Raw genomic sequence first — 23,527 nt, forward strand, 5'->3', positions numbered from 1 at the left:
AGTAAGTATTCTGATATTGCGGGGTTCGTGCCAGTACGGCCGGGTGCCCCGGCAGGGACAGCGATCACGAGCGGTCAAGGAGAGACGCCGATGCCCCGGACCGAACCGACCACGGAACTCCACGAGGGATTCAGCGAGCCCGGCGCCACACCCCCGCCGTGGACCGAGGTCTCCGAACTGCTGACGGACAGCGAGATGTTCTGGCTGGCGACGGTGCGCGCGGACGGCCGGCCGCATGTGACGCCGCTGCCCGCCGTCTGGCTCGACGGGACGCTCCACTTCTGCACCGGCGCCCACGTGCAGAAGACCAGGAACCTGGAGGCCAACGCGCACTGCGTCCTCACCGCGGGCCCCAACCGGTTCCGCTCCGGCCTCGACGTGGTCGTCGAGGGGGAAGCCGTCCGCGTCACCGACGCCAAGCAGCTGCCGCTCCTGGCCGCGCTGTGGAAGTCCAGGCTCGACTGGGACTACGAGGTCACCGAGGACGGGTTCCGCGACGTGTTCGGCAGGCCCGTCCTCGTCTTCGGCGTCAGCCCGGCGAAGGTCCTCGTGTTCGGCAAGGGCCCTTACAGCCAGACCCGGTACCGCTTCACCGTCTAGCCGTCGGGGTCGCGGAGGCGCCGGGCCGGGTCGTGGCACCGGCCGAGGGCGAGGTGCTCGGCGGCGTGAGGGCGGACGGCGCCTGAGTGGTGGGGGCGGTGCGCGGCGGATTGTGAATGGGGGACACCGGTTCGGAGCGCGTGGTGGTGGGCGCGGAGGAGGGCCCGGAGGCGGAAGTGCTGGCGCTTGCCAGGGGCCCGGTCGAGGTGGACGTCGTGGCGGGCGGTGTCGTCGGGGGCTGCGACGTGTGGGGCGTCGTACCGCTGGTATTGCCGGTCGTGGCGCCGGTCGTGACTCCGGTAGTCGCCTCGCTCGTCGGGCCGGTCGCGTGCACCCCCGGACCGAGCGGCGCCACCGGGCCGGGACCGGCGGCGCTGCCGGACGGCCACAGGGCGATGGTGATCGCGGTGGCGGTCATCGCGGCACCCGCGCCGGCGGTGGCCACGGCGCGCACCAGGCGGCGGCGCGCGGCGCGGCGGCGGATCTGCTGGAAGGTGCCGGGCAGTGGGGCGAGCACCGAGACGCCGGGGCGCAGCAGCACGGTCAGTTCGTCGCCGGCCTCGCCGCCGTAGCCGCCGGAACCGTTGTCGCCGAAGTCGTCGAAGTCGTCGCCGTCGCCGTCGTCCGCGGGCTCAATGAGTGTGATCAAGATGTCCTCCGAGTCCGGCGCGCAGGAGTTCCCGTGCCGCGTGTAGATCGGATTTGACCGTGCCTTCTTTTCGCCTGGTCAACCGGGCGATCTCGCGGACCGGGAGGTCGGCGTAGTAGTACAGCAGAACAGGGGTGCGCAGCCGCTCGGGGAGCGACCGGACCAGCATCCGCACCGGGACGGACGCGTCGGCGCCGTCCCGGTTCAGGGCCAGCGCCGCCTCGGTCGTCGCCTCGCGCAGCGCCCGGCGTTCGCGGTCCAGCTTGCGCCAGTGGTCGCGGACCAGGTTCGCGGCCGTCACGTACAGGAACCCGCGGGGCTCGCGCACCGCGGTCCAGTGTCCCCACAGGCGCGTGAACGCCTCGGAGGCGATGTCGTGGGCGGTGCCGTCGTCGTCGACGAGACGACGGCACCAGCCGGCGAGGCCGGGATAGAGATCGGCGAACAAGTCGGACGCCGCCCGACTCTTCTCTCCGGAATCCTTGAACCGGCTCAACTCTCTCCAGATGCTCGGAACGTGACGGGGCCCGTCGGCCCTATCCCGTGGTGGTGCCGGTGAGGGACGCGAAGACCAGCACGTTGTCGAGGTAGCCGTCGTTGGTCCGCGGCCCCCCGCACGTGATCAGACGCAGTTCCGGGCGGTTTACGTTCCCGTAGACCTGCTGGGTCGGGAACTGGTCCTTCGCGACCGTCCGGACGGAGTTCACGGTGAAGTCCGCCGAGACCCCGTCCTGCAGCCGGACCACCACGCGGGATCCGGCGTGCAGCCGGTCCAGATGCAGGAAGACGCCGTCGCCGTACTGGCCGACGGTCACGTGGCCGAGGAGCACCGACGGCCCGGTCTGCCCGGGCGTGGGCGAACCGTCGTACCAGCCGGCCGGGCTCTTCGCCTCGATCGGCGGGACCTGGACCGTGCCGTCGGCGGCGAGGCCGAGCGCCATCACCGGGGTGTCGACGCCGATGTCGGGGATCTGCAGCCGTACCGGAACGGAGCGCGCGACGGCGCCGGCCGCCGAGCCCGGGGAACCCGGGCCCGACGAGCCTGACGAACCGCCCGCAGGGCTGCCTGGGGAGCTGCCTGCGGAGCCGTCAACCGAACCGCCTCCGGTGGAGGCGGACACCGCGCCCGGGTTCGTCCCAGTCCCGCCGGCAGACCTCCCAGTCCCACCGGCGGGTGTTCCCGAAGCCGCGGCGCAGCCGGAAGCCAGCATCAAGGCGGCCAGCACAGCGGGCCACCCGCGCGTCCAGACCGGCGGCCGCAAGATCAGCCCCGGCCCTTGAGCCTGCGGCGGGCCACCACGGTGCCCGAGCCGGCGAGCAGCACGGCCAGGGAGCCGCCGATCGCCGCGGCCTCACCGTGGCCGTTCGACGACGCCGCCGGCACGCCGGTGTTCGGCGCGCCCGAGGGGACGGCGCGGATCTGGCCGCCCTGCGGGGAGGTCGTCGACGCGGCCGCGCTCGGCTCGGCGCTCCGGTCCGTGGTGGGAGCCGTGGAAGTCGCCCCCGCGCTCGGCGCGGCAGAGGGACCGCTCGGCGCGGTCGTGGGCGGGGCGGAGGCCGAAGCGGACGGCTGGCCGGAGCCGCCGTCGGCGAACGCCGACTCCGCTCCGGCTCCGGCGAGCACCGTGGCGAAGGCCAGGACGGTGAACAAACTCCGTGTACGCATGAAGGTCTCTCTCTTCGATCGATCCATGGTGGGTCCGTCAGTGCGGAACCACGCGAAGAGACGACCGGGGCACAGGGCCGGTTGTAAAGCGTTGGCAAAGAAACCGAAGGTCCTGGTCAGAGCACCAGAATTGCTTCCCTCAGCCCTCGACGGCCTTAACGGCCTCGACGACTTCGGCCACGTAGTCCCGGAACACCGCCGCCATGTCGACCGCCTCTGGCTCGATCAGCCACTGCTGCTGCAGACCGTCCATCAGGGCGATCAACCGCATGGTGTGCGCGTCGGCGTCGACGCCGGGACGGATCTCGCCGGTGTCGACCCCGGCGCGCAGGCCGTCCGAGATCAGGGCCCTGATCCGCCGGTACCGGCTGTGCGCCCAGGCGTGCGCCGGGTGGTCGGCCGTCACGCTCTCCGCGCTGAGCACCGTGAACAGCTGCACCAGGCCCGGAATCTGCTGGTTGCGGGCCACCAGCTCGACCAGCGCGGACAGCACGGCCAGGCCGGTCAGCGGCTCGCCGCCCGCCCCCAGGAAGCGCTGCGAGTCCATCTCGTCGCGCAGGTCGAGGGTCGCGGCGAGCAGTTCCTCCTTGGTGCGGAAGTGGTGCAGCAGACCGGGCTGGGACAGTTCCGCGCGTTCGGCGATGCGCGCCAGCGAGGCCCCGCGATAGCCGTTCTCGGCGAACTCCTCCATCGCGATGTGCAGGATCCGCGTGCGGCGCGCGCGTCCGACCGCGTAGCTGCTGCCGTCACGTCGGGGACGGCCGCCGGCGGCCGGTTTCCTGCCCTGTTCGCTCTTGGTCACGGATTCAACCTTAGCGAGCGGCCGTTCGGTAACATCACGATAACAAACCTACCTATCACTCGGTAGCATTATTAGGCTCCGGCCAGGACACCACTTCAGGTGCGAAGGAGCGACCAGCGCATGGAAACCACACTCGACGAGCTGCTCGGGCGGCTCACCCTGGAGCAGAAGGTGGGGCTGCTCACCGGCAAGGACTTCTGGTCCCTGGCCCCGATCCCGGAGATCGGGCTGCGCGAGCTCAAGCTGTCCGACGGGCCCAACGGGATCCGCGGCACGGCCTGGGACGAGCGCGAGACCTCCCTGCTGTTCCCGAACCCGACCGCGCTGGCCGCGACCTGGGATCCGGCCCAGGCCCGGCGGGCCGGCTCGCTGATGGGCGCGCAGGCTCGGGACCTGGGCATCGGCTGGCACCTGGCGCCCAACGTCAACCTGCACCGCTCGCCGCTGGGCGGCCGGCACTTCGAGTGCTACTCCGAGGACCCGGTGCTCACCGCGGAGATCACCGCCGGGTTCGTGGACGGGGTCCAGGAGCAGGGCGTGGCCTCGACGGTCAAGCACTACATCGGCAACGAGTCCGAGACCGACCGCATGTCCTACGACGCGCGGATCAGCGACAAGACGCTGCGCGAGGTGTACCTGCCGCCGTTCGAGGCGGCCGCGCACACCGGGGCGTGGTCGGTGATGGCCGCGTACAACTCGGTCGACGGGGCCTCGATGACCGACAACCGGCCGCTGCTCACCGGGCTGCTCAAGGACGAGCTCGGGTTCGACGGCGTCATCGTCTCGGACTGGACGGCCGCGCGGTCCACGGAGGCTTCGGCGAACGCGGGGCTGGACGTCGTGATGCCCGGGCCGATGGGTCCGTGGGGCGACGCGCTGGTCGCGGCGGTGCGGGCCGGGAAGGTGGCCGAGTCGGTGATCGACGACAAGGTGATCAGGGTGCTGCGACTGGCGGCGCGCACGGGTCATCTGGAGGCTTTCGATGCCGACTTCCCGGCTGTCGGCTCCGGTGCCGGTTCCGGTGCTGGCTCCGGCTCGGACTCCGGCTCCGGTGCCACGGCCGCGACCCCCGACGACGCCGAGGCCCAGATCCGCGACCTCGCCGCACGCGCGATGGTGGTGCTGCGCAACGAAGGCGGCCTGCTCCCGCTGGATCCGGCGGCGCTCGCGCGGATCGCCGTGATCGGCCCGAACGCCGGTCTGCTGACCGCGCAGGGCGGCGGATCGGCGCACGTGAACCCGCGCCACGTTGTCAGCCCCCTGACCGGCATCACCGAGGCGTTCGGCCCCGGCACGGTCGTGGACTTCGCGCCCGGCGTGCTCACCCAGCGCCTGCTGCCGCAGCTCACCGACGCCACGTCCCGCGACCCCGAGACCGGCGCGCCGGGACTGCGCGTCGAGTACCTTTCGGCCGACGGGACCGTGCTGGGCAGTGAGATCCGGCACGTCTCGCGGCTGGTGTTCATGGGCACGCTGCCGAGCGGTACGGCGTCCGTCCGAGTGCGCGTCAATGTACTGATCAGCGAGCCCGGCCGGCACCGGTTCTCGGTCTCCGGCGCCGGCTCGTTCACGCTCAAGGTCGGGGACATCGCCTCCCTGTCGATCGCGCTCGGCGGCGAGGACGGCGACCCGATCGTGGCGCTGGTGAAGCCGCCGGAGCGCCGGATCGAGGCCGAGCTGGCGGCCGGGACCACGGCGCTGGAGCTGACCGCCTCGGTCGACTCGGCGTTCGGGCTGGCCATCTTCGGCCTGCACCACGAGCCGCCGCGGCCCACCGACGACGAGCTGTTCGCCGCGGCGGTGGCGGCCGCGCGCGCCGCCGACGTCGCGGTGGTCTGCGTCGGCACCACCGACGAGGTGGAGAGTGAGGGCTTCGACCGCACCGATCTGAAGCTGCCCGGGCGGCAGGACGCGTTGGTGGCGGCGGTGCTGGCGGCGAATCCGCGCACGGTGGTGGTCGTGAACGCCGGCGCCCCGGTGGAGATGCCTTGGCGCGACGAGGCCGCGGCGATCCTGTGGGCCTGGTTCCCCGGGCAGGAGGGCGGCCACGCGGTCGCCGACGCGCTGACCGGCGCGGTCGAACCCGGCGGGCGGCTGCCGACCACGTTCCCGGCGACCGCCGCGGACGCGCCGGTGCTGTCGACGACGCCGGTGGACGGGACGATCGACTACGCCGAGGGGGCGCTGTTCGGCTACCGGGGGTACCGGGCGGCGGGGACCGTCCCGGCGTACCCGTTCGGCCACGGGCTCGGGTACACCACGTGGGAGTACCAGGACGCGACGGTCGCGGTGAACGAGACGGACTGCCTGGTCGACGTCCAGGTGCGGCTGCGCAACAGCGGGGGCCGCGCGGGGCGCGAGGTGGTGCAGGTCTACCTGGCCGACGAGGACGGGCTGCCGCCGCGGCTGGTCGGGTTCGGGCACGTGGGCGCCGAGGCCGGACGGACGGCTACGGCGCTGGTGGAAATCCCTCGGCGGATCCTGGCCCGCTGGGACGAGGCGGCTTCGGCGTGGACCGTGGCGCCGGGCGTGCGGTCGCTGTTGATCGGGCGCTCCGCTTCCGACGTGCGGCTGACCGAGGAGGTCACGCTGCGGGGTGGTTACGTGGGACCGCGATCTGCCGCTTCCGCCATGAATGTCACAAACTCTGCTATCCCTGCAATCACCGCTACCAAGGAGCACAGCGAATGACCGTCACGCAGTCCCGTATAGAGATCTCCCGCGGCTCGTTGTCCTTCTTCGAGGCCGTCCCCGACGGCGGCGAAGTCCGCGGCACCGTCCTCATGGTCCCCGGCTTCACCGGCTCCAAGGAGGACTTCCTCCCGATGGCGCCGTACGTCACGGCCGCGGGCTACCGACTGATCGCCTACTCGCAGCTCGGCCAGTTCGACTCCGACGGCCCGGACGACGAGGGCTCCGAGGCCGAGTACACGATCGCGAAGTTCGGCGCGGACGTCCTCGAAGTCCTCGACCTCGCGGCGCCCGGCGAGCGCGTGCACCTGCTGGGCCACAGCTTCGGCGGCCTGACCACCCGCAACGCGGTGCTGCGCGATCCGCGGCGCTTCCGCTCCTACGTGATCCTGGACTCGCCGCCGAACGGCGCCGACGCCGGCGCGGAGAACCTCTCGGCGCTGGCGGACGTGGTCCGGACGCAGGGCAACGAGGGACTGTGGAACGGGATGCTCGCCCCGCTGCAGGAGATGTTCCCGGCGCCGGTGAAGGAGTTCCTGCACCGCCGCATGCTCGCCACGAAGACCCACAACCTGATCGGCATCGCCGAGACCATGGCCGCCGAACCGGACCTGGTCGCGGAGCTGGCGGCCACCGGCGTCCCCGCGCTGGTGGTAGCGGGCGAGAACGACTTCGTGCTGGTGCCGGTGCAGCAGGACGTGGCGGCGCGGCTCGGCGTGAAGTTCGAGATCATCGCCGGCGCCGGGCACACGCCGAACGAGGAGAAGCCGGAGGAGCTGACGGCTGTGGTGGCGGCCTTCTGGGACGCGCACTGAGGCTGAAGCTACGCCGATCTCGGCCCCGACACAGCGTTAGAGGCCTGTGTCGGGGCCGAGTGCCGTGCGGCATCAGAACCCTGTCGCCGGGCTCACAGCCCCGCGTCAGGATCGTCCACGATCCGCGACCGGGCCTCCATCCAGTTCTCCGCGGTCAGCCGCCGGAACGCGGACATCAGCGACTCCCCCAGGTCGAACTCGGACGCCACCAGCCACTGTGCCTGGAGCCCGTCCCACACCGCCACGATCTGCCGGGCTGTGTCCCGCGGGTCCAGTCCGGGGTGCGCCAGGCCCGCGGCCTGGCGGAGCTCGATCAGGCGGGCGAACCAGGTCAGCACGCGCTCGTAGTGCGCCGTGAAGTAGGTCTGCGCCGGGTGGCCGGGGACGGTCGCGTCGCCGGCCAGCGCGGTGTAGAGGCGCATGAGGCTCACTCGGCGGGGGGCGGTCTGGACGAAGGCGCGCAGCGTCTCCAGGTCGAAGGCCTCCGATTCGGGGAAGGCGTCGACGTCCTCGTCCTCGGCGTACTGCAGGGCGGCGACGAGGAGGTGGTCCTTGGTCGGGTAGTGGTAGAGGACCGTCGCCTCGCGGGTGTCGGAGCGCTCGGCGACCTCGGCGGTGGTGACCGCCGCGTGCCCCTTCTCCAGGACGATGTCCAGGACCGCACGCGCGATGACCTCGCGGCGTCGTGCGGTCCTGGCGTAGGGCCCGCGGGGTTTGCCCGTCGTGCTGGTCATGCCTCGACTTTACGGCCGTGCCTGGACGACGCCGCTCAGCGGACCGACTTCACGCGCGTCACGATCGCCGCGCCGGCCAGGGCCACGCAGCCGCAGATCGGGAACAGCGCGTGGTAGCCCCAGGTCGTGACGATCCACGAGGCCAGGAACGGGGCGGCCACCTGCGGCGCGGCGTTGGCGATGTTGATCAGGCCCATGTCCTTGCCGGCGTCCTCGCCGCGCGGCAGCACCTTCGTGATCAGCGCCATGTCGACAGCCATGTACATGCCGAACGCCAGGCCGTTCACGACGTTGAACACGGTCATGCCGCTCACCGTCGCGGACAGCATCGGGATGAACAGCGACAGCGCCGCGAGCACGCCGGAGCCGAGCACGAAGGGCTTCATCCGCCCGAAGGCGTCCACCAGCCGCCCGATCACCAGCGCGGCGGCCACCATCGCCACCGAGTTCACGACCATCAGGAAGCCCATGGTGGCCGGCGCGTCCTGCGGCTTGACCTTGATGTACTCCATGAGGATGTAGAGGTTGTAGACCTGCACCATGAAGTAGCCGGCGACGACGCCGAAGCGGGAGACGAAGGCGTAGGCGAAGTCCGGGTGCCGCCGCGGGTCGACCCAGAAGTTGGCCACGAACCGCTTCAGGCTGAACGGCTCGACCACCATGTCGGTGCTGGGCTTGTCAGGCGTGAGGAAGACGAACAGCAGCGCGATCACGACGAGCACCCCGGCAATGAGGTAGTAGCCGTTCTTGCCGAGGAACTTGCCGTCGAAGCCGCCGATGGTGCCGTGGTAGCCGAGCTTGGAGCCGTCGACGCCGCCGATCACCGTCGCCGCAACGATGGTCGCGATCGGCGTGGCCAGCCCCACCATCGCCGAGAAGCGCGCGTACTTCGCCGGCGGGACCCGGTCGGGCATGGTCGTGGTCAACGCGGCCTGGAAGCCGTTCAGGATGAACTGCACGGTGCCCCAGGCGATCGCCAGAACGCCGATGGACTTGGCGTTCGCCTGCCAGAGCAGCGCCCCCGCGCCGACCACCGCGCACAGCAGCAGCCAGGGCGCCCGCCGCCCGAAGCGCGAGCGGGTGCGGTCGGAGATCTGACCGAAGATCGGGTTGCCGACGGCAGCCAGCGCGGCGCCGACCGCCACCGCGTTCTTCAGCGCGTTCGGGTCGTTGTGCCCCTTGATCATCGTCACCTGCAGCGGCACCAGGAACCCGCCGACACCCAGCCAGACCAGCATCAACGCGATGTTGGCCAGCGGCAGGGTGAGGTAGAGCGGGCCGAGGCGGAAGCGGGGACGGCCGTCGGGGTCGAGCGGACCTCGGACGCCGTCGGCGGCGCCTGGGGAGACCGGATCCGGAGTCGAGGGCGAGGGTGCGGAAGCCGAGAGATCAGCAGTGGCCATGAGCGTTCACCGAGTCATGTGAGGGGGACGGTGGTGCCGGATGAAACCTGAGTGAAACAGAGAGTTCGATTCCGGGCAATGCTCGCGCGACGGCATTTACCGAGTCGTTAGCTGGACTGCCGTCACGAAAAGTTTGCTGGACTCAGTCTTGACAGCGGGTCATCGCCCGAAGGTGATCCCGCCCGAGACGTCGTCGGCCTGGACCGCGTTGCGCGCGCTCCCGCTGAAGTTCTTGGTGTTGGTCGTCATGGTGACCGACGCGCCACGCTGCGCGTCGAGGAGCACGGGCAGCCCGCCCACGGCGTCGGCGAGCTCGGGACGTGCGGCGATCTGCCCGGCGAGGTAGCCGATCCAGAACAGCTGCATCCGGTCCGCACGCTCGGATTCCGATCCGTCCCCCGCGACGGCGAGCGCCTGTTGCCTGGCGAGGTCCAGTTCGGTGCCGGCAGCTTCGAGTGCTGCGACGCTCGGGCCCGACGGCCCGTCGTCACCGCGGTGGCGCGCCCAGATCCGGGACAACGCCGTGCGAACCTGGCTCCAGGAGTCGGTGACGATCGCAGTGACCAGAGACTGCGCGCCGGGCATGACCACATTCGTCAGATCCACGCTTCGATGGTACGCAGCGGGAGCATTCGGACTCCAGGCTCCGACCAGAGGGTTATGCCGACTCGCAATCCGGCACCTGGACCCCGCGGCCGAAGCTGATGTAGTGGTCTGCGACCCACCACAACCGGTCCACGTAGTAGATCTCGAACCACCCGGTGGAGTTCTCGTGCCCGGTGTCCAGCCGCTCGTGCGTCATCCGGCCGTGCTCGGTGTGGCAGACGACCTCGACCAGGTCGCCGTCGTGGCGCGGCCCGGTGGATCCGTTGAGGGACAAAGGCGTCGGGAACACCAGGACGCCGATCGAGCCGCCGTGGCCGTTGTTCGCGTCCTGATTCCAGGTGCGCACGATCTTGCCCGAGACCGTCTTGGGCGGCGCGGCGGTCACCAACACGGCGGTCTCCGGGTGGCTGATCGGTGCCATGGCCTTGGCCGGCGGCTGCGACGGCGAATGAGAGCCGCCGATAAAGGCGAACGCGCAGACGGCCAGAACCACAGCGGCAGAGCCCGCGATCGACGCCAACACCGGGAGCGACCGCCGCCGCTTCACCGGGACGGGCACAGGCAACGGCAGCGCCACGGGCGCCACGGGCACCACGGCTTGCGACGCCAGACTCGCTTCCGCCCTCGGTTCCAGCTCCATGACCGACGCCAACACCGCGGTCCCCGCCTCCGCCGGCTGCCGCACCGCCGGCAGAAGGGCGGCCGACTCCCCCCGCGCCCTGGCCTGCCATTCCTCCTGCGCGGCCTGCCATCGCGCCTGGAACGGAGCCGGATCGACGTCCAGCACACGCAGCAGGCCCTCGTAGTACGACCACGCCGGCAGGCTCTGGTCCTTCGCCGCCGGATCGGGCGTCAGGATGCGGGACAGTGTCGCTTTCGCCAGAGTCCCCCGGCCGGCGCGGATGTTGCGGCTGTCCAGGAGTGTGAACGACGGCGAGCCCGCACTCTGGTGCACGGCCCGGATCTCCAGCGTGAACGCCCGCGTGACAGGCGGCACGGCGTCATCGAGGTCCTTCAAAGCGCGCGCGGCCATGTCACCCGTCCCGTATCAACAGTGCGCGTCAGCTACGAATCGCCATTGCGCTCTGGAGTAGGAGCGTCCCCGCAGCGATGGCGCAGTCACTCTACGGCCCCGTTCGCTTGCGCAGCGCCATAACGGCTGAACTGTTTACAAACTCTTTGGACGGCAGAGGGTCCCCGATGCCGCAGTCGCACCGGGGACCCTCTGAGCTCAGCCGCGATTCACCGATCGGCTGCTAATGGCTTACCAGTCCTGGGCCGGAGCCGCGACAGTCGGCACGTGGCCGCGGTAGAACCCGGAGCCCCAACCGTAGTGCGAGGCGGCCCACGGCGAACTCCAGATCGCCTTCTCGGTCACCGCCGGCGAGGCGGACGCCCGCAGGTCGGCGGTGATGTGGCCGTAGTCGGCCGGACCGCCGTTCAGGTTCGCGGCGACGTAGTGCGCGGCCACGACCAGGTTCGGGTAGGCGCCCAGGCCCGCGCCGCCGCCGGAGCCCAGGCCGTTGTTCAGCGGGTTGTTCCGGTCCCACCAGTGCGACGGCGGCTCCTCGCTGGCCATCCACTGCACCATGGTGGTGATGTTGTTCGAGCTCTGCGCCCAGCCGCCGTCGGCCAGGACCAGGCGGGCGAAGTCGTAGTTGGTGGAGCGGCCGTGGGACGGCGGGGGCGGGGTGCTGCCGCCTTCCAGCGACGCCTTGGTCGCCGGCCCGACTATGCCGTCCACCGACAGGCCGTGGCCGGACTGGTAGCTCTTCACCGCGGCCAGGGTGGCCGGACCGAAGTCGCCGTCGACGCCGATGTGCGCGCCGTTCTTGTTCAGCAGCTGCTGAAGCTCGGTGACACAGCCGCTGATCTGGCCGTAGGAGATGTCGGCCGGGCACGCCGAGGACGTGAGCTTGATCGGAGCCGGCACGGACGCGGCGTTCGCGGTACCGGCGGTGAGGGCGACGCCGGCGATCGCCGCGGCGGTCGCGGCGACGGCGAGTCTGAGGCGGGACTTGCGGCTGCCCAGGTTCATGGCAGGGCCTTTCGTTGCGGAAAAGTGCAGGGAAAAGTGCATGGCTGTGGTGCTGGAACTGGTGCAGGGATTGGTTCAGAGCCGATCAGCTCGGATCGGAGCGGATCACCGGATCAGTACCGGTAGTAGCCGATGAGACGGCCGCCGGCCGAGATCGAGTCGGTCTCGATGTAGGTCCCGGTGTCCAGGGCGTCGATCATCTTGCCGCCGCCGATGTAGATGCCGACGTGCTCGGGGCTGGCCGCGTCGGAGCCGAAGAAGGCGAGGTCGCCGGGGGCCGGAGTGGAGACGCGGTGCGTCCGGGCGATCTGCCCCGAGGTGCCGTCCGGGCCGAAGACGTCACGGCCGTAGGCGAGGTCGTAGACCCAGCGCACGAAGCCGGAGCAGTCCACCGAGATCTGGCCGTTGTGGCCGAGGGTGTGGTTGGCGGTCGCGGTCCAGCAGGCCGGGTCCCCGCCGGCGGCGGCGCAGTCCGCCGGGCTCGGGCCGGGGTTGGAGGTGTGCCCGCCGTCCCAGCCGTACGGCACGCGGCCGCCGCCCCAGCCCCGCTCGGCCTTCCCGGCCTCGATGGCCCGGGCGAAGTCAACGACCTTCGTCTGGCCGCCGCCGGTGGGCGGCGGGGGCGGAGTGCTGCCGCCGTCGAGCGCGGCCTTGGTGGCGGGACCGACGATGCCGTCCACCGACAGGCCGTGGCCGGACTGGTAGGCCTTGACGGCCGCCAGCGTCGCGGGACCGAAGTCGCCGTCGACGCCGATATGCGCGCCGTTTTCGTTCAGCAGCTGCTGAAGCTCTGTCACGCAGCCGCTGATCTGGCCGTAGGAGATGTCGGCCGGGCACGCCGACGACGTGAGCTTGATCGGAGCCGGCACGGACGCGGCGTTCGCGGTACCGGCGGCGAGGGCGACCCCCGCGATCGCCACGGCCGACACGGCGGCGATCTGGATGCGGGTTATTCGGCGACGCAGATTCACGGAAGTACCCTTCGTGGGCTGACGGACGATCCGGTGACAAAGAATCGCCGTCGGCCGGAACCCGGCACAACGCTCTGGCCCGTTCCCCCCGCGACTCGGAACGTTCCATTGTTCCGACCTGGCCGAACACGGCCGCGACCAGGCCTGCGCGACGCCGGAGGAATTGCCGTCGCCCCCTCCTTCCGCGCGCCGATAGGGTTGCGGGCCGACAGGGCACTGACACGCAACAGGAGGGGAACTCGCTTGGTGATCAACAGCTGGGTCCGGGCCGCGCAGGTCGGCCTGATCATCGGCCTCATGGTTCTCATCGCCGGGATCTGGCTCCTCGTGAATCCCGGCGATCCCAACGCCGCGCCGAAGTGCGACGGGCAGCCGATGATCCAGGGCGACACGTGTATCGAGCATTTCGGCGACGGTTCGACCCAACGGCGCGACTACGCCTCGATGAAGGGCCACCGCAACGCGGCCGTGCCCCCGCTGATGATCCTCATCGGCGCCTGCGCGGCCGGGGGTTCGGCCGTCGTGTGGCGGCGCAAGCGCGTGCGGCCCTTCGAGTTCCAGTTCGCGCCGTTCCACATCACCGAGAAGAAGTGACGAAAGGCTGCCGGCGACCCGGCAGCCCCTCGTCGTCGCGGCGGACGCCGATGACGATCAGCCCTGGTAGGGCGCGATCATCTTCGAGAACTCGTACGGCGTCTGCGTGATGTCAGTGCACTTCGACAGCGACCCGGTGCAGGCGTTGCCGTCGCGGGTCACGTCCCAGAACGCCAGCTCGCCGAGGTGCTGCTGCTGCGCGAACGTGAGCAGCTGCTGCATGTCGCTCTGGTAGAACACCTCCGAGGAGTTGTCGTTCTGCCCGATCATCGGTGTCACCCCGATCATGTTCCACACCTGCGCCGAGGTGAGGGACGGGTACAGCGGCGTCAGCTGGCCGTAGAGCGACTGCGCCGTCTCGATCGCGTACTTGCCCATCTGGCCGCTGGGGTTCGGCGCCTCGATGTCGCCGAAGTCCATGGCCATGCCGTTCACCGTGCTGATCCTGGCGCCGTACTTGACCGCCGACTGCACCACGTAGAGCCCGTCGGAGGTGAGGCCGGAGGGCAGGATCGGCAGCGTCAGCGTGACGGTCAGCGTCTTGCCGGCGGCCGCCGCGCTCTGCTGGAGCGCGGCGATCGCCTGCGAGCGCCGGTCGATCGAGGCGGGGTCGGCGACCGCGGAGCCCTCGATGTCGAAGTCGATCTGGGTGAGGTTGTAGGCGGTGATCGCCGACTGGTAGGCGGCGGTCAGGGACGGCACGTCGGTGCACGACTGCGCCAGCTCGGTGCCCGCCTCGCCGCCGAACGACGGCTTCACGTCGCCGCCGATCGCCCGCAGGCTCGCGATGTCCGACTGCTCGAAGCCGGCCGACATCGCGTAGGCGTTGAACCAGCTGGGAGTGCAGGTCGCGGTGCCGTTGACGATGAACCCGAGGGAGAACTGGCGCAGCCCCGTCGTCTCGGCGATCTGCGTGAGGTTCGGCGTCGGCCAGGCGCCGATGTCGACGAACGGCGCGGCGACGCCGGGCAGGTGCCCGCCGCCGGTGCTCGCCAGCGTCGTCGCGCTCACCGCGCCGCTGGCCCCCGACAGGTTCCCGGCCTCGTCGTACGCGCGGACGGTGAACGAGTACGAGGTCGAGGGCGACAGCCCGGTGACGGTCGCCGCGGTGCCCGGGGAGGTGGCGACGATCTTCGAGCCCGAATACACGTCGTACCCGGCGACCGAGACGTTGTCGGTGGACCCGGTCCAGGACAGGGACGCCGCGGTCGAGGTCGTGCTCAGCACCGTCAGGCCGGACGGCGCGGTCGGGGGCTGGACGTCCGCGCTGCCGTCACAGGGATCCGAGTTGAGCAGACAGGCCGACGGATCCGCGTACGTGCCGGAGTTGCTGGCGTCGAAACCGATGGTGATCGAGGCCCCGGCCGCGATCGTGGTGTCGTAGGACTGCGCGGCGACGGTGTGCGTGGTGCCGCTCGCGGTGTCGGTGCCGCCCCACATGCTGGTGATCTTCTCGGTGGCCGGCAGGCTGAACCGGAGCGACCAGGCGTTCAGCGGGACGGACATCGGGTTGGTGAGCACGTACTGCGCCTGGAAGCCGCTGCCCCAGTCGGAGGTCTTGGAGTAGACCGCGGTGGGGAGCGGGGTCGAGGCGGCCGGTGCGGCCGAGGCGACCGGCGAGGACAGTGTCAGACCACCCACGAACAGGGCGCCGGTGGCGGCGCCGATCAGGCTTCTCCGTATAACTTTCAGCATGGTCCGTCATCCGTCCAGACGTTCTGGGAGTTGGCGCCGGGCACGTCGCCCTGGGTCCACCACTTCGCGGTCCAGGTGTGGCCGCCGTAGCTGACGGTCGCGCCGCCGCTGTAGGCCGTCGCGGAGTTCCACGGCGCGGTGGTGCACGCGCCGGCGGAGCTGCTGGACGCCGAGGTCGGTGGCGAGCTCGACGTGCTGGACGAGCTCGACGGCGGCGGGGCCGGTCCGCTGAACGGGTTGGCGATGATGGTGACCGTGCGGTGCTGCACGCCCCAGCCGTTCGCCTGCGAGCCGGGCAGCCAGACGTCGACGGTGTCGTTCTGGATCCAGGTGCCGATGTCGGCGGCGTAGCAGGTGCCGTAGCCGGGGACGGTGAAGTACGTGCCCCACGGGATCACCCGCGGGTCGACCGCGCAGATCCCGAGCCCGGCTTGGTAGCCCGAGGCCGTGTTCCCGCCGTCGTTGTAGGACGTCACCATCATGGTCACGGTGCTGCCGACCGGCGTCTGCCACGGCACCACCGCGCCGTCCGAGTTCAGCTGGTAGGGCGCCGACATCTGACCCAGCGAGGAGTCGGACCCGCTCTGGTCGCTCATCGCCTCGAAGGAGTAGTAGGCGTTCTGGCACGGCGCGGTGTCGACCGCGGTAAGGGCCGGCTGGCCCCAGTCGGTGACCCACGCGACGGCCTGGCCGTTGCGCCACACCCGGTAGGCCTGGGCGCCGGCCACCCGGTTGAAGCTGATGTCGACCTGGCCGCCGGTCAGTGTGCCGGTGACGCCTCCGGGGGCGGCGAGCCGCGAGGAGAGGTCGACCGGCTGGGCGGTCTGCAACGGCGGCACCCACGGAGTGTCCGTCCGCGGCGGCGGGGTGACGTTGGTCCAGAACGGACAGGTGGGCAGCGAGGACGTGCCGTCGGCGCGCGCCTGCTGCGCGGCCGCGACCCCGACGGCGCCGATGGCCGCGACGGTCAGGGCCACCGCGCCCAACAACGCGCGCGTGCGGGGGCCGGGCCGGCGGCTCGGGGCGTGGCGGGGTATTCGTCGCCTGATGGGGAACAGGCTCATGGTGTGCTCCCAAGGACGTCGGAAGGGGAATGGCTCCGGAGCCGCAGGGCACATAATTGGACTAGACCACAGGGCTGTCAAGGGAATCAGGACCCTTGTGCCGCCACAAGGGTCGGGCAAGGGAGTCTGCGGGTTTCTGCGGTTTTCTGCGGGCTTTGGCACCGGTTCGCGTGATCCTGCGAGCGCTTCGTCGTCGTCTTCGCAGCCGCCGCGGGCCCCGCGCGCCGTTACCGATTCGTGATGTAACCGGGTCGCTCCGCCGTTCGTAATCCCACCGAAGCCGCGGCCGAAAGCCACGGTACCAACGGGGAGGGGGGACGACGTGGCGGCTGCGCTGGAGCAGGATTTCGACGCGTTCTACCAGGCGACGCACCGGCGGCTGGTCGGCCAGGTCTATGCGATGACCGGCAGTATGCACGAAGCAGAGGACTGCGTTCAGGAGGCCTACGTGCGGGCCTGGCAACGGTGGACCAGGCTCTCCGCGGAGCACGGCAACCCCGAGGCCTGGGTGCGCACCGTCGCCGGACGGCTTGCGGTGTCCTCATGGCGCAGAGCGGTCAACCGGCTGAAGGCCCACAGCCGCGAAGCCCCGCCGACCGAGGTGTCCGGGATGAACCCGGACCATCTCGCGGTCGTCGCGGCGCTGCGCAAGATCTCCGCCGACCAGCGGATGGCCATCGTCCTGCACCACTACGCGGGCCTGTCGGTCGACGAGATCGCGGCCGAGACCGGGGCCAAGCCGAGCACGGTCAAGGCGCGGCTGGCCCGGGGACGCAGAGCCCTGGCACCGCACCTCACGGAGTTCGCGGAGAGCTTCGAGCCGCGGCAACCGTCGCAGCAGAACATCAAGCAGGCCCTTCACCGAGGGGAGATCTGACCGTGTCCCAGAGCTCCAAGGACTTCGACACAACCCTCTCCGCCGCCATCGATTTCGCGGCGGCAGCCGCACACACCCCGGGCGCACAAGCCGCCCGGATCAAAGGAAGGAAGCGCACCATGCGCAAGCGAATCGTCCTGTCCACCGCGTCGTTCGTGATCATCGCGATCGGCACGTCCGCGGCGTTCCGGGCGGCGTCGTCCGACGGCACCGGCCAGCCGGCCACGGACACCACTCCGCGGCCCACGACGAGCACCGCCCCGGCTACTCCGACCACCACGCCGACGAGCGCGTCCGGAACGCCGAGCACGTCGAGCACGTCGAACACGTCCAGCGCGCCGCACACGACGAGCGGCACGACCGGAGGCACCACGAACCCGACGGGCCCGCAGAACTCGACGACGGCGGGATCGCCGCCGGGAACGGCGACGGTCCCGAGCTGGCTCACCCCCGCGCAGGTGCCGTTCGCCGGCCTCATGAACTGGACCTCCGGCGGCAGCCTCGTCCACTGCACCGGCAGCGAGGTCTTCCTCGACATCTACTCGCCGACCGACTGCACGGTGCACAACCAGCCCGGCGCGTCCCACGCCGCGTCGAAGATGGACGTCCAGCTGTACCAGTCCAACGGCGTCCCGGTCCGGAAGAACGGCGCCTGGCTCCCGCCGGTCGCGGCCCAGGAGTTCTTCACCTACTCCAGCGCCGCGGACGCCCAGGCGGCGTATCAGGCCTTCACCTCGACGCTCCTCGCGGAGGACGCCGGCTTCAAGGGCGCTCAGGACCCCATCACCCACCGTCCCGTCACGAGCACCACGACCGTCAGCGCGCAGGCCGCCGGCGGCGAGGCCATCGAGCACAGGCTGCGCGACGACAACGGTGTCCCGGCCGAGGTGAACGGCAACTACAGCGAGCAGTCCGATCTGCACTTCTACTTCGCGGTCAAGGACAAGGTCATGGAGGTGCTGGAGATCAAGGGCGGTTCGGCGATCGGCGACACCTCCCAGGACGCGGCGGTTCTGCAGACCGTCATCGGGGCGCTGGGTTAGGCGGGCCCCGGCATGGTCCACCTCGCGCCGGCCTGCTCCGCCCTTTCCGGGCGGGGCAGGCCGGCGCCCGTCGTACGCGCTCACCGGGGCCGGTTGGAAAGGTAACCCCCAATACCGGCGTCCAGCCTGGTCACCGCCCCTCTCGGACCGCTACGATCCGGCCGACGTATCGATCCGGATTCGGGCGGCGGGATCGTCGCCAGCTTGTTCTATTCCGCTGATACGCTGCGCTCGAAAATCAGCGGCCATGAGGCAACAACCAGGGGGATTCACGTTGTCTGGCTGGACCGTTCCCGGCTACACGGAAACCGGGATGCTAGGTGCCGGTGCGACCGGCAGAGTGGTGTCGGCCGTCCAGGACGCGACCGGCACCGAAGTGGCGATCAAGTATCTGGCCCCGCGGTACGCCGACGACCCCGAGTTCGTCGAGCGCTTCCGCGCCGAGGCCGCGCTGCTGGCCGAGATGCGGCACCCGAACGTCGTCCAGCTCTTCGAGTACGTCGAGTCCGATTCCGGCTCGGCGATGGTGATGGAGCTGGTCGCCGGGCCGACGCTGTACCGGGTGCTGCACGAGACCGGGCCGATGATGCCGGAGGCGGCGCTGTCGGTGATGCGCGGCTCGCTGCTGGGTCTGGGCGCCGCGCACGAGATGGGCATCGTCCACCGCGACTACAAGCCGTCGAACGTCCTGATCAACGCCTACGGCCTCAGCAAGCTGGCCGACTTCGGCGTCGCCGAGCGCGCGGAACCGAGCCCCGTCGCCGGCCCGGACCCGGACGCCACGACCCCGGCCGGCGTCGGCACCCCGGCGTACATGGCACCGGAGCAGTGGGACGGAGCGCCGGCCCAGCCGGTGACGGACATCTACGCGGTCACCGCCTCGTTCTACGAGTGCCTGACCGGACGGGTCCCCTACTCCGCCGACACGGTCTACGAGCTGCAGGAGAAGCACCGCACCGCGCCGATCCCGCTGGCCGAGGTACCGGCCGAGGTGCAGCAGCTGATCATGCACGGCCTGGCGAAGGACCCCTCCGAGCGGCCGCAGGACGTGTGGTCGTTCGTCGCGGAGGTCGAACGCGCGGCGACCGACGTCTACGGCGTCGAGTGGGAGGAGCGCGGCCGGCAGGAGATCGTCCTCGTTCTCTGGCCGCTGCTGGGGCTGCTCGCCCCGGGCGTCGGCGGCGGCACGGCCGCCGGCGGGCTGGACTCGCTGGGCCTGGGCTCGGGCGGCCCAGGCGGCCCGGGCGGCGCCGAGAACCAGGGCTCGCCGAACGAGGGCGGACCCGGCGGCGCCGACCCCGACGACGGCTACTGGAACGAGGACTTCCGGGGCGGACCCCGCCGCCGCATGCCGGACAAGCTCAAGATGAGCGCCTTCGCAGCCGCCGCACTGGCGCTGCTCCTGATCATCGCGGCGGTGGCCGTCGCCAGCGGAAACAAGAACAAACGCCGGGCCGACCCGCCGAGCGGGACGTCGGTGGTGTTCACGCCGACCCCGAGCCAGCCGACCGGCACGCCGACCAGCAACGACTCGGGCGCGGCGCCGACGTCCACGAGCTCAAGTTCTTCGAGCTCGTCCAGTTCATCGAGCTCGTCGAGTTCCACCAGCAGTACGAGCTCGAGTTCGAGCTCGTCGTCCTTCCCGAGCTTCAGCTCCCGGTCGAGTTCGAGCTCCAGCTCGCCCTCGTCGGTGGCGAGCCTGCCTTCGGTCGGTTCCTCGACGCCGTCGAGCTCGAGCTCGTCGAGCAGTTCGTCGTCGAGTTCGAGTAGCTCGACGCCGAGTACGCCGTCGACGAGTTCTTCTTCGCAGCCGCCGTTGACCATTAGGGCGCAGGTCTCGGCACCGAACTACAAGCCGGGCGAATGCCCCGGCATCTACAACCTCACGCTGACGCTCATCAGCGCGCCGGGCGGCGCCGCGGATATCAGCTACACCTGGCATCTGGCGGGCGGTGGCACCCCCGGAGGCGGGGTAACCCTGAAGCAGGACACGTCGCAGAGCTTCCCGATGCGAGAAGCTCCGAACGGGACCACACGGGGCACGGTCTATGTGACCTGGACTGCCGATGGAAAGACCGGCGAATCGAACAGCGTCGGCGTAGAACTCATCTGCCTCACATAGCGAGGGGATCAGCCGGCCCGAACCAGCGCCCCAGCGCCTCCTCCAACCCCTGCTCCGACTCCGCGACCCACGCGACGAACCCGTCCGGCCGCACCAGCACCGCCCGCGACGGGGCGTCCGCGCACGTCCCCACCGTCACGTCGACCCGGTCGGCCCAGCCGGACGCGGCCTTGATCCACTGCGTCGCGTCCGGTGACTCCGGCGCGTCCAGGATCAGCAGCTGTCCGCGTCCGGAACGCTGGCGCTCGGCCAGCCGCACCGTGCCGTCTGCCCCCGCCGCGTCCGCCGTCCGCAGCACCAGATCCGGGCAGAACCGCCCCACCGCGTCGAGCTCCGACCCGACCTCGTAGCGCACGTCTGTGCCGCCCATCATGTCGCTGAGCCAGCGGTTGGCGTCGTGCTGCTCGACGAGCTTGGCGAAGATGCCGCGCAGCGCCTCGGTGTGCGGGGTCGGCTGCATGAGGGCGACTTGTGCGCGGGTGTTGTCCAGTACCCGCGCGGCCACCGGGTGGCGCTCGGCGGTGTACGTGTCCAGCAGGCTTTCCGGCGCGCGGCCGAGGGCCACCAGGGCCAGCTTCCAGCCCAGGTTCACCGCGTCGCCGAGGCCCAGGTTCAGGCCCTGGCCGCCGAATGGCGAGTGGATGTGCGCGGCGTCGCCGGCCAGCAGTACGCGGCCGTCGCGGTAGGTGTCGGCTTGGCGTGCGTTGTCGGTGAAGCGGGTCACGGTGGTGATCGACCGGATGGCGACGTCGGTGCCGCTGATCCGGCGCAGTGTCGCCTGCAGCTCCTCGTGCGTGACCGGGGCGTCGCGGTCGGCTGGCGGGCCGTCGAAGCCGACCAGCAGCAGCCGTCCCGGGTACGGGCCGTTCACCACCGTGCCGCCGACGCAGCGGTTCCAGCCGCGCGGTACGAAGTCGGGATCGTCGACCTCTGCGATGGCCTGGTAGGCGGTGATGACGCCGTCCGTCCCGGGGAAGGCGAAGGCGCCGCCCTTGCGGATCGTCGACCGTCCGCCGTCGGCGCCAATCAGCCAGTCCGCGCGCAGTTCGTAGGGCTGGGCCTCGGAACCGGCTCCTGAACCGTCCGTCGCGTCCGCGACGACCAGCGTCACGCCCTCAGAGTCCTGATGCCACTCCCGCACGACGTGCCCGCGCCGGAAGTCGACGCCCAGCTCGACCGCGCGTTCGTTCAGCACCTCCTCCAGCTTCTGCTGCGCCACCGGCAGCATCCACTCCCCGCCGTAGTTGCTCTCGCGCAGCACGAACATCCCGGAGAAGTGCCCGCGCAGCCCGTTCTCCCGCATCAGCGCCTCGAAGTCGCGCAGCCCCGGCCCGCCGGCCTCGCGCACCCGCTCGGCCAGCCCGCGCCGGTCCAGCGCGGCCACGCCGCGGCCCTGGATCGCGCCGGCCTTGATGGTGGGGTCGATGTCCGCGCGGCGCTCCAGCACCACTGTCTCGATGCCGTACAACCGCAGCTCACATGCGGCCATCAGGCCGACCGGACCGCCCCCGACGATGACGATACGCATCGCGCACCTCCCTTAACAGCGTTAAACTTAACACCGTTAAGGCTGCCCTGAACGCTGTTAAGCTGTCAAGGGCCGCAGGTCGGCGGCGCCGACGGACACGGGAACGGAGCCGGAGTGAAGCTGGAACGCGACGCGATCGTGACGGCGGCCATCGCGCTGCTCGACGAGGTCGGCCTGGACGGCCTGTCCATGCGCCGGCTGGCCAAGGAGCTCGACGTCCAGGCCCCGGCGCTCTACTGGCACTTCAGGAACAAGCAGGAACTGCTGGACCACATGCTGGTCGCGATGAGCACCGAGGAACTGCGGGTCCCGCGTCCCGGCCAGGCCTGGGACGACTGGCTCGTCGAACGCACCCGGATCCAGTACCACGGCCTGAACCGGCACCGTGACGGCGCCCGCCTGGCCGCCCAGACCCGGCCCACCGAGGACCTGTTCCCGAAGCTGGAAGCCATGCTCGAAGCGCTCACCGCGGCGGGCTTCACGCCCGAGGAGGCCTTGCGCGGCCTGTTGGCGATCAGCAACTACGTCACCGGCTCGGCCCTGGAGCGCGAGGGTGCGAACGGTCGCCCGACCGACGACGCCGCCCGCGAGGCCGTGTCGCAGTACCCGAACCTCCTCGCCGCGGCCGGTGCCGTCAGCGATCCCGACGCGATCTTCGAGCACGGCCTGCACGCCATCGTCGCCGGCATGCGTGCCGAGCTGGAGGAAGGCCAGTCGTAGGGTGATGCCCACCGGCCTGCTGATGTGGTTCGGCCACTTGCTGCCGGGCATCTCCGTCGACCGCGGGTGGGCGCCTCTTGAACCGATCGGCGCCGGGGAACGTGTCGGTCGGTACAGGAGTTGCCAATGCCACACGCAGACGCCACAGACACAGGAGACGACCCCGACGATGACCACCGTTGATCTCGCCACCGCTCAGACTGATCCCGGCGCGCCCCAGTCCCAGTCCCCCGACGAGCCCGCCTGTCTCTCGCACCCGGACGGCACCCGGCGCCGCGCCCTGCTCGGCGGCATCGTGGTCGCCGCCGGCGCACTGTGCGCGGCCTGCTCGTCCTCGAAAAGCAGCACCGCCGCCGGCAGCACCTCGGCCGCGGCCGGCGGCACGACGTCGGCGGCCGGATCCTCGAGCTCGAGCAGCGGATCCGCCGCCTCGTCCTCTTCCTCCGGCACGTCCACGTCCACCGGCGCGGCCGCAGCCCTCGCGGCCACCTCGGCCGTCCCGGTCGGCGGCGGCACGATCCTGGCCGACCAGAAGATCGTCCTGACCCAGCCCACGGCGGGGACCTACAAGGCCTTCACCGCGATCTGCACGCACATGGGCTGCACCGTCTCCGCCGTCGAGAACGGTCTGATCGCCTGCCCCTGCCACGGCAGCCGCTACCACATCGCCGACGGCTCGGTGGCGAACGGCCCCGCCACCCAGCCGCTGGCCCCGATCAACATCACCGTTGCGAACGGCGAGATCACACAGGCCTGACCCGAGGAAACCTCGCCCCAGGTCTGTGCGGTGACCTGGGGCTTTCTGGTGGGGCGCGCTAAGCTTGTCGTTTAACCTTTTCGGCGGGGTTTGGTGCCCTTCTTGTGGTGTTCGGGTCTGGCGTAGGCCTCGCCGGTCGCAAGGACCCGGCC

General features: G+C 70.8%; 23 protein-coding genes. 9 read left to right on the forward strand and 14 right to left on the reverse strand.

The genetic code is table 11. The features are described from left to right. Positions 1-90 precede the first annotated feature (90 nt). A complete protein-coding gene (locus ABH920_RS31790; RefSeq protein ID WP_370352891.1) occupies positions 91-600 on the forward strand; it encodes a pyridoxamine 5'-phosphate oxidase family protein in 510 nt (169 codons plus the stop codon). Here ABH920_RS31790 and ABH920_RS31795 read toward each other — a convergent pair. From ABH920_RS31795 to ABH920_RS31815, 5 genes are all read right to left on the reverse strand, one after another. After that, the gene (locus tag ABH920_RS31795; protein ID WP_370352892.1) at positions 590-1,249 is read right to left on the reverse strand and encodes a hypothetical protein; all 660 of its coding nucleotides are present in this window, start codon (positions 1,247-1,249) and stop codon (positions 590-592) included. The two genes, ABH920_RS31790 and ABH920_RS31795, sit on opposite strands and share 11 nt — an antisense overlap. After that, the gene (locus ABH920_RS31800) at positions 1,233-1,745 is read right to left on the reverse strand and encodes an RNA polymerase sigma factor (protein WP_370352893.1); all 513 of its coding nucleotides are present in this window, start codon (positions 1,743-1,745) and stop codon (positions 1,233-1,235) included. The genes ABH920_RS31795 and ABH920_RS31800 overlap by 17 nt, the downstream gene beginning before the upstream one ends. 40 nt (positions 1,746-1,785) lie before the next feature. Continuing rightward, positions 1,786-2,460 (reverse strand): class F sortase, encoded by a 675-nt coding sequence (locus ABH920_RS31805; protein ID WP_370352923.1) that lies wholly within the window; start codon positions 2,458-2,460, stop codon positions 1,786-1,788. Between the two features lie 53 nt (positions 2,461-2,513). After that, complete coding sequence (locus tag ABH920_RS31810) at positions 2,514-2,915, reverse strand: sortase-dependent protein (RefSeq protein WP_370352894.1); 402 nt, start codon at positions 2,913-2,915, stop codon at positions 2,514-2,516. A 139-nt stretch (positions 2,916-3,054) separates the two neighbouring features. Beyond that, positions 3,055-3,717 (reverse strand): TetR/AcrR family transcriptional regulator, encoded by a 663-nt coding sequence (locus ABH920_RS31815; RefSeq protein WP_370352895.1) that lies wholly within the window; start codon positions 3,715-3,717, stop codon positions 3,055-3,057. A 120-nt stretch (positions 3,718-3,837) separates the two neighbouring features. Here ABH920_RS31815 and ABH920_RS31820 point away from each other — a divergent pair, with 120 nt between their 5' ends. Both ABH920_RS31820 and ABH920_RS31825 read left to right on the forward strand, forming a co-directional pair. Then, the gene (locus ABH920_RS31820) at positions 3,838-6,408 is read left to right on the forward strand and encodes a beta-glucosidase (protein WP_370352896.1); all 2,571 of its coding nucleotides are present in this window, start codon (positions 3,838-3,840) and stop codon (positions 6,406-6,408) included. Further along, positions 6,405-7,223 carry an alpha/beta fold hydrolase gene (locus ABH920_RS31825; RefSeq protein WP_370352897.1) on the forward strand — a complete coding sequence of 273 codons (819 nt, stop codon included), beginning with the start codon at positions 6,405-6,407 and terminating at the stop codon, positions 7,221-7,223. Before ABH920_RS31820 ends, ABH920_RS31825 begins: the two co-directional genes overlap by 4 nt. A gap of 92 nt (positions 7,224-7,315) precedes the next feature. On the opposite strand, the gene ABH920_RS31830 is transcribed toward ABH920_RS31825, so the two are convergent. The 6 genes from ABH920_RS31830 to ABH920_RS31855 all read right to left on the reverse strand — a co-directional run bounded on the left by ABH920_RS31830 (position 7,316) and on the right by ABH920_RS31855 (position 12,975). Then, positions 7,316-7,957 carry a TetR/AcrR family transcriptional regulator gene (locus tag ABH920_RS31830; RefSeq protein ID WP_370352898.1) on the reverse strand — a complete coding sequence of 214 codons (642 nt, stop codon included), beginning with the start codon at positions 7,955-7,957 and terminating at the stop codon, positions 7,316-7,318. Positions 7,958-7,992: 35 nt separating this feature from the next. Further along, a complete protein-coding gene (locus tag ABH920_RS31835; protein ID WP_370352899.1) occupies positions 7,993-9,360 on the reverse strand; it encodes an MFS transporter in 1,368 nt (455 codons plus the stop codon). A gap of 159 nt (positions 9,361-9,519) precedes the next feature. After that, complete coding sequence (locus ABH920_RS31840; protein WP_370352900.1) at positions 9,520-9,966, reverse strand: hypothetical protein; 447 nt, start codon at positions 9,964-9,966, stop codon at positions 9,520-9,522. 52 nt (positions 9,967-10,018) lie between these two features. Further along, positions 10,019-10,999 (reverse strand): hypothetical protein, encoded by a 981-nt coding sequence (locus ABH920_RS31845; RefSeq protein WP_370352901.1) that lies wholly within the window; start codon positions 10,997-10,999, stop codon positions 10,019-10,021. Between the two features lie 231 nt (positions 11,000-11,230). Beyond that, positions 11,231-12,004, reverse strand: coding sequence for a peptidoglycan-binding protein (locus tag ABH920_RS31850; RefSeq protein ID WP_370352902.1), 774 nt, complete (start codon positions 12,002-12,004; stop codon positions 11,231-11,233). Positions 12,005-12,117: 113 nt separating this feature from the next. Continuing rightward, positions 12,118-12,975, reverse strand: a complete 858-nt coding sequence (locus tag ABH920_RS31855; protein WP_370352903.1) for a peptidoglycan-binding protein — start codon at positions 12,973-12,975, stop codon at positions 12,118-12,120. Positions 12,976-13,218: 243 nt separating this feature from the next. Here ABH920_RS31855 and ABH920_RS31860 point away from each other — a divergent pair, with 243 nt between their 5' ends. Further along, positions 13,219-13,569 carry a hypothetical protein gene (locus tag ABH920_RS31860; RefSeq protein ID WP_370352904.1) on the forward strand — a complete coding sequence of 117 codons (351 nt, stop codon included), beginning with the start codon at positions 13,219-13,221 and terminating at the stop codon, positions 13,567-13,569. Between the two features lie 57 nt (positions 13,570-13,626). Here the strand turns inward: ABH920_RS31860 and ABH920_RS31865 are convergent, their stop codons facing one another. Together ABH920_RS31865 and ABH920_RS31870 are read right to left on the reverse strand one after the other, a co-directional pair. Beyond that, positions 13,627-15,264 carry a cellulose binding domain-containing protein gene (locus ABH920_RS31865; RefSeq protein ID WP_370352905.1) on the reverse strand — a complete coding sequence of 546 codons (1,638 nt, stop codon included), beginning with the start codon at positions 15,262-15,264 and terminating at the stop codon, positions 13,627-13,629. After that, positions 15,258-16,328, reverse strand: coding sequence for a 3D domain-containing protein (locus ABH920_RS31870; RefSeq protein ID WP_370352906.1), 1,071 nt, complete (start codon positions 16,326-16,328; stop codon positions 15,258-15,260). The genes ABH920_RS31865 and ABH920_RS31870 overlap by 7 nt, the downstream gene beginning before the upstream one ends. A 322-nt stretch (positions 16,329-16,650) precedes the next feature. Here ABH920_RS31870 and ABH920_RS31875 point away from each other — a divergent pair, with 322 nt between their 5' ends. From ABH920_RS31875 to ABH920_RS31885, 3 genes are all read left to right on the forward strand, one after another. Continuing rightward, positions 16,651-17,205: a SigE family RNA polymerase sigma factor gene (locus ABH920_RS31875; RefSeq protein WP_370352907.1), complete on the forward strand. Its 555-nt coding sequence runs from the start codon at positions 16,651-16,653 to the stop codon at positions 17,203-17,205. A gap of 119 nt (positions 17,206-17,324) precedes the next feature. After that, positions 17,325-18,248 (forward strand): hypothetical protein, encoded by a 924-nt coding sequence (locus ABH920_RS31880; protein WP_370352908.1) that lies wholly within the window; start codon positions 17,325-17,327, stop codon positions 18,246-18,248. A 247-nt stretch (positions 18,249-18,495) separates the two neighbouring features. Further along, entirely contained in the window at positions 18,496-20,370 is a 1,875-nt protein-coding gene (locus tag ABH920_RS31885) for a serine/threonine-protein kinase (RefSeq protein ID WP_370352909.1), read from the forward strand. Here ABH920_RS31885 and ABH920_RS31890 read toward each other — a convergent pair. Then, a complete protein-coding gene (locus ABH920_RS31890; RefSeq protein ID WP_370352911.1) occupies positions 20,363-21,898 on the reverse strand; it encodes an FAD-dependent monooxygenase in 1,536 nt (511 codons plus the stop codon). The genes ABH920_RS31885 and ABH920_RS31890 overlap by 8 nt on opposite strands. A gap of 114 nt (positions 21,899-22,012) precedes the next feature. Here ABH920_RS31890 and ABH920_RS31895 point away from each other — a divergent pair, with 114 nt between their 5' ends. Both ABH920_RS31895 and ABH920_RS31900 read left to right on the forward strand, forming a co-directional pair. Beyond that, entirely contained in the window at positions 22,013-22,618 is a 606-nt protein-coding gene (locus tag ABH920_RS31895) for a TetR/AcrR family transcriptional regulator C-terminal domain-containing protein (RefSeq protein ID WP_370352912.1), read from the forward strand. Positions 22,619-22,787: 169 nt separating this feature from the next. Further along, positions 22,788-23,375 carry a Rieske (2Fe-2S) protein gene (locus ABH920_RS31900; RefSeq protein WP_370352913.1) on the forward strand — a complete coding sequence of 196 codons (588 nt, stop codon included), beginning with the start codon at positions 22,788-22,790 and terminating at the stop codon, positions 23,373-23,375. Positions 23,376-23,527: the final 152 nt, after the last annotated feature.

Source organism: Catenulispora sp. EB89 (assembly GCF_041261445.1).
Classification (GTDB): domain Bacteria; phylum Actinomycetota; class Actinomycetes; order Streptomycetales; family Catenulisporaceae; genus Catenulispora.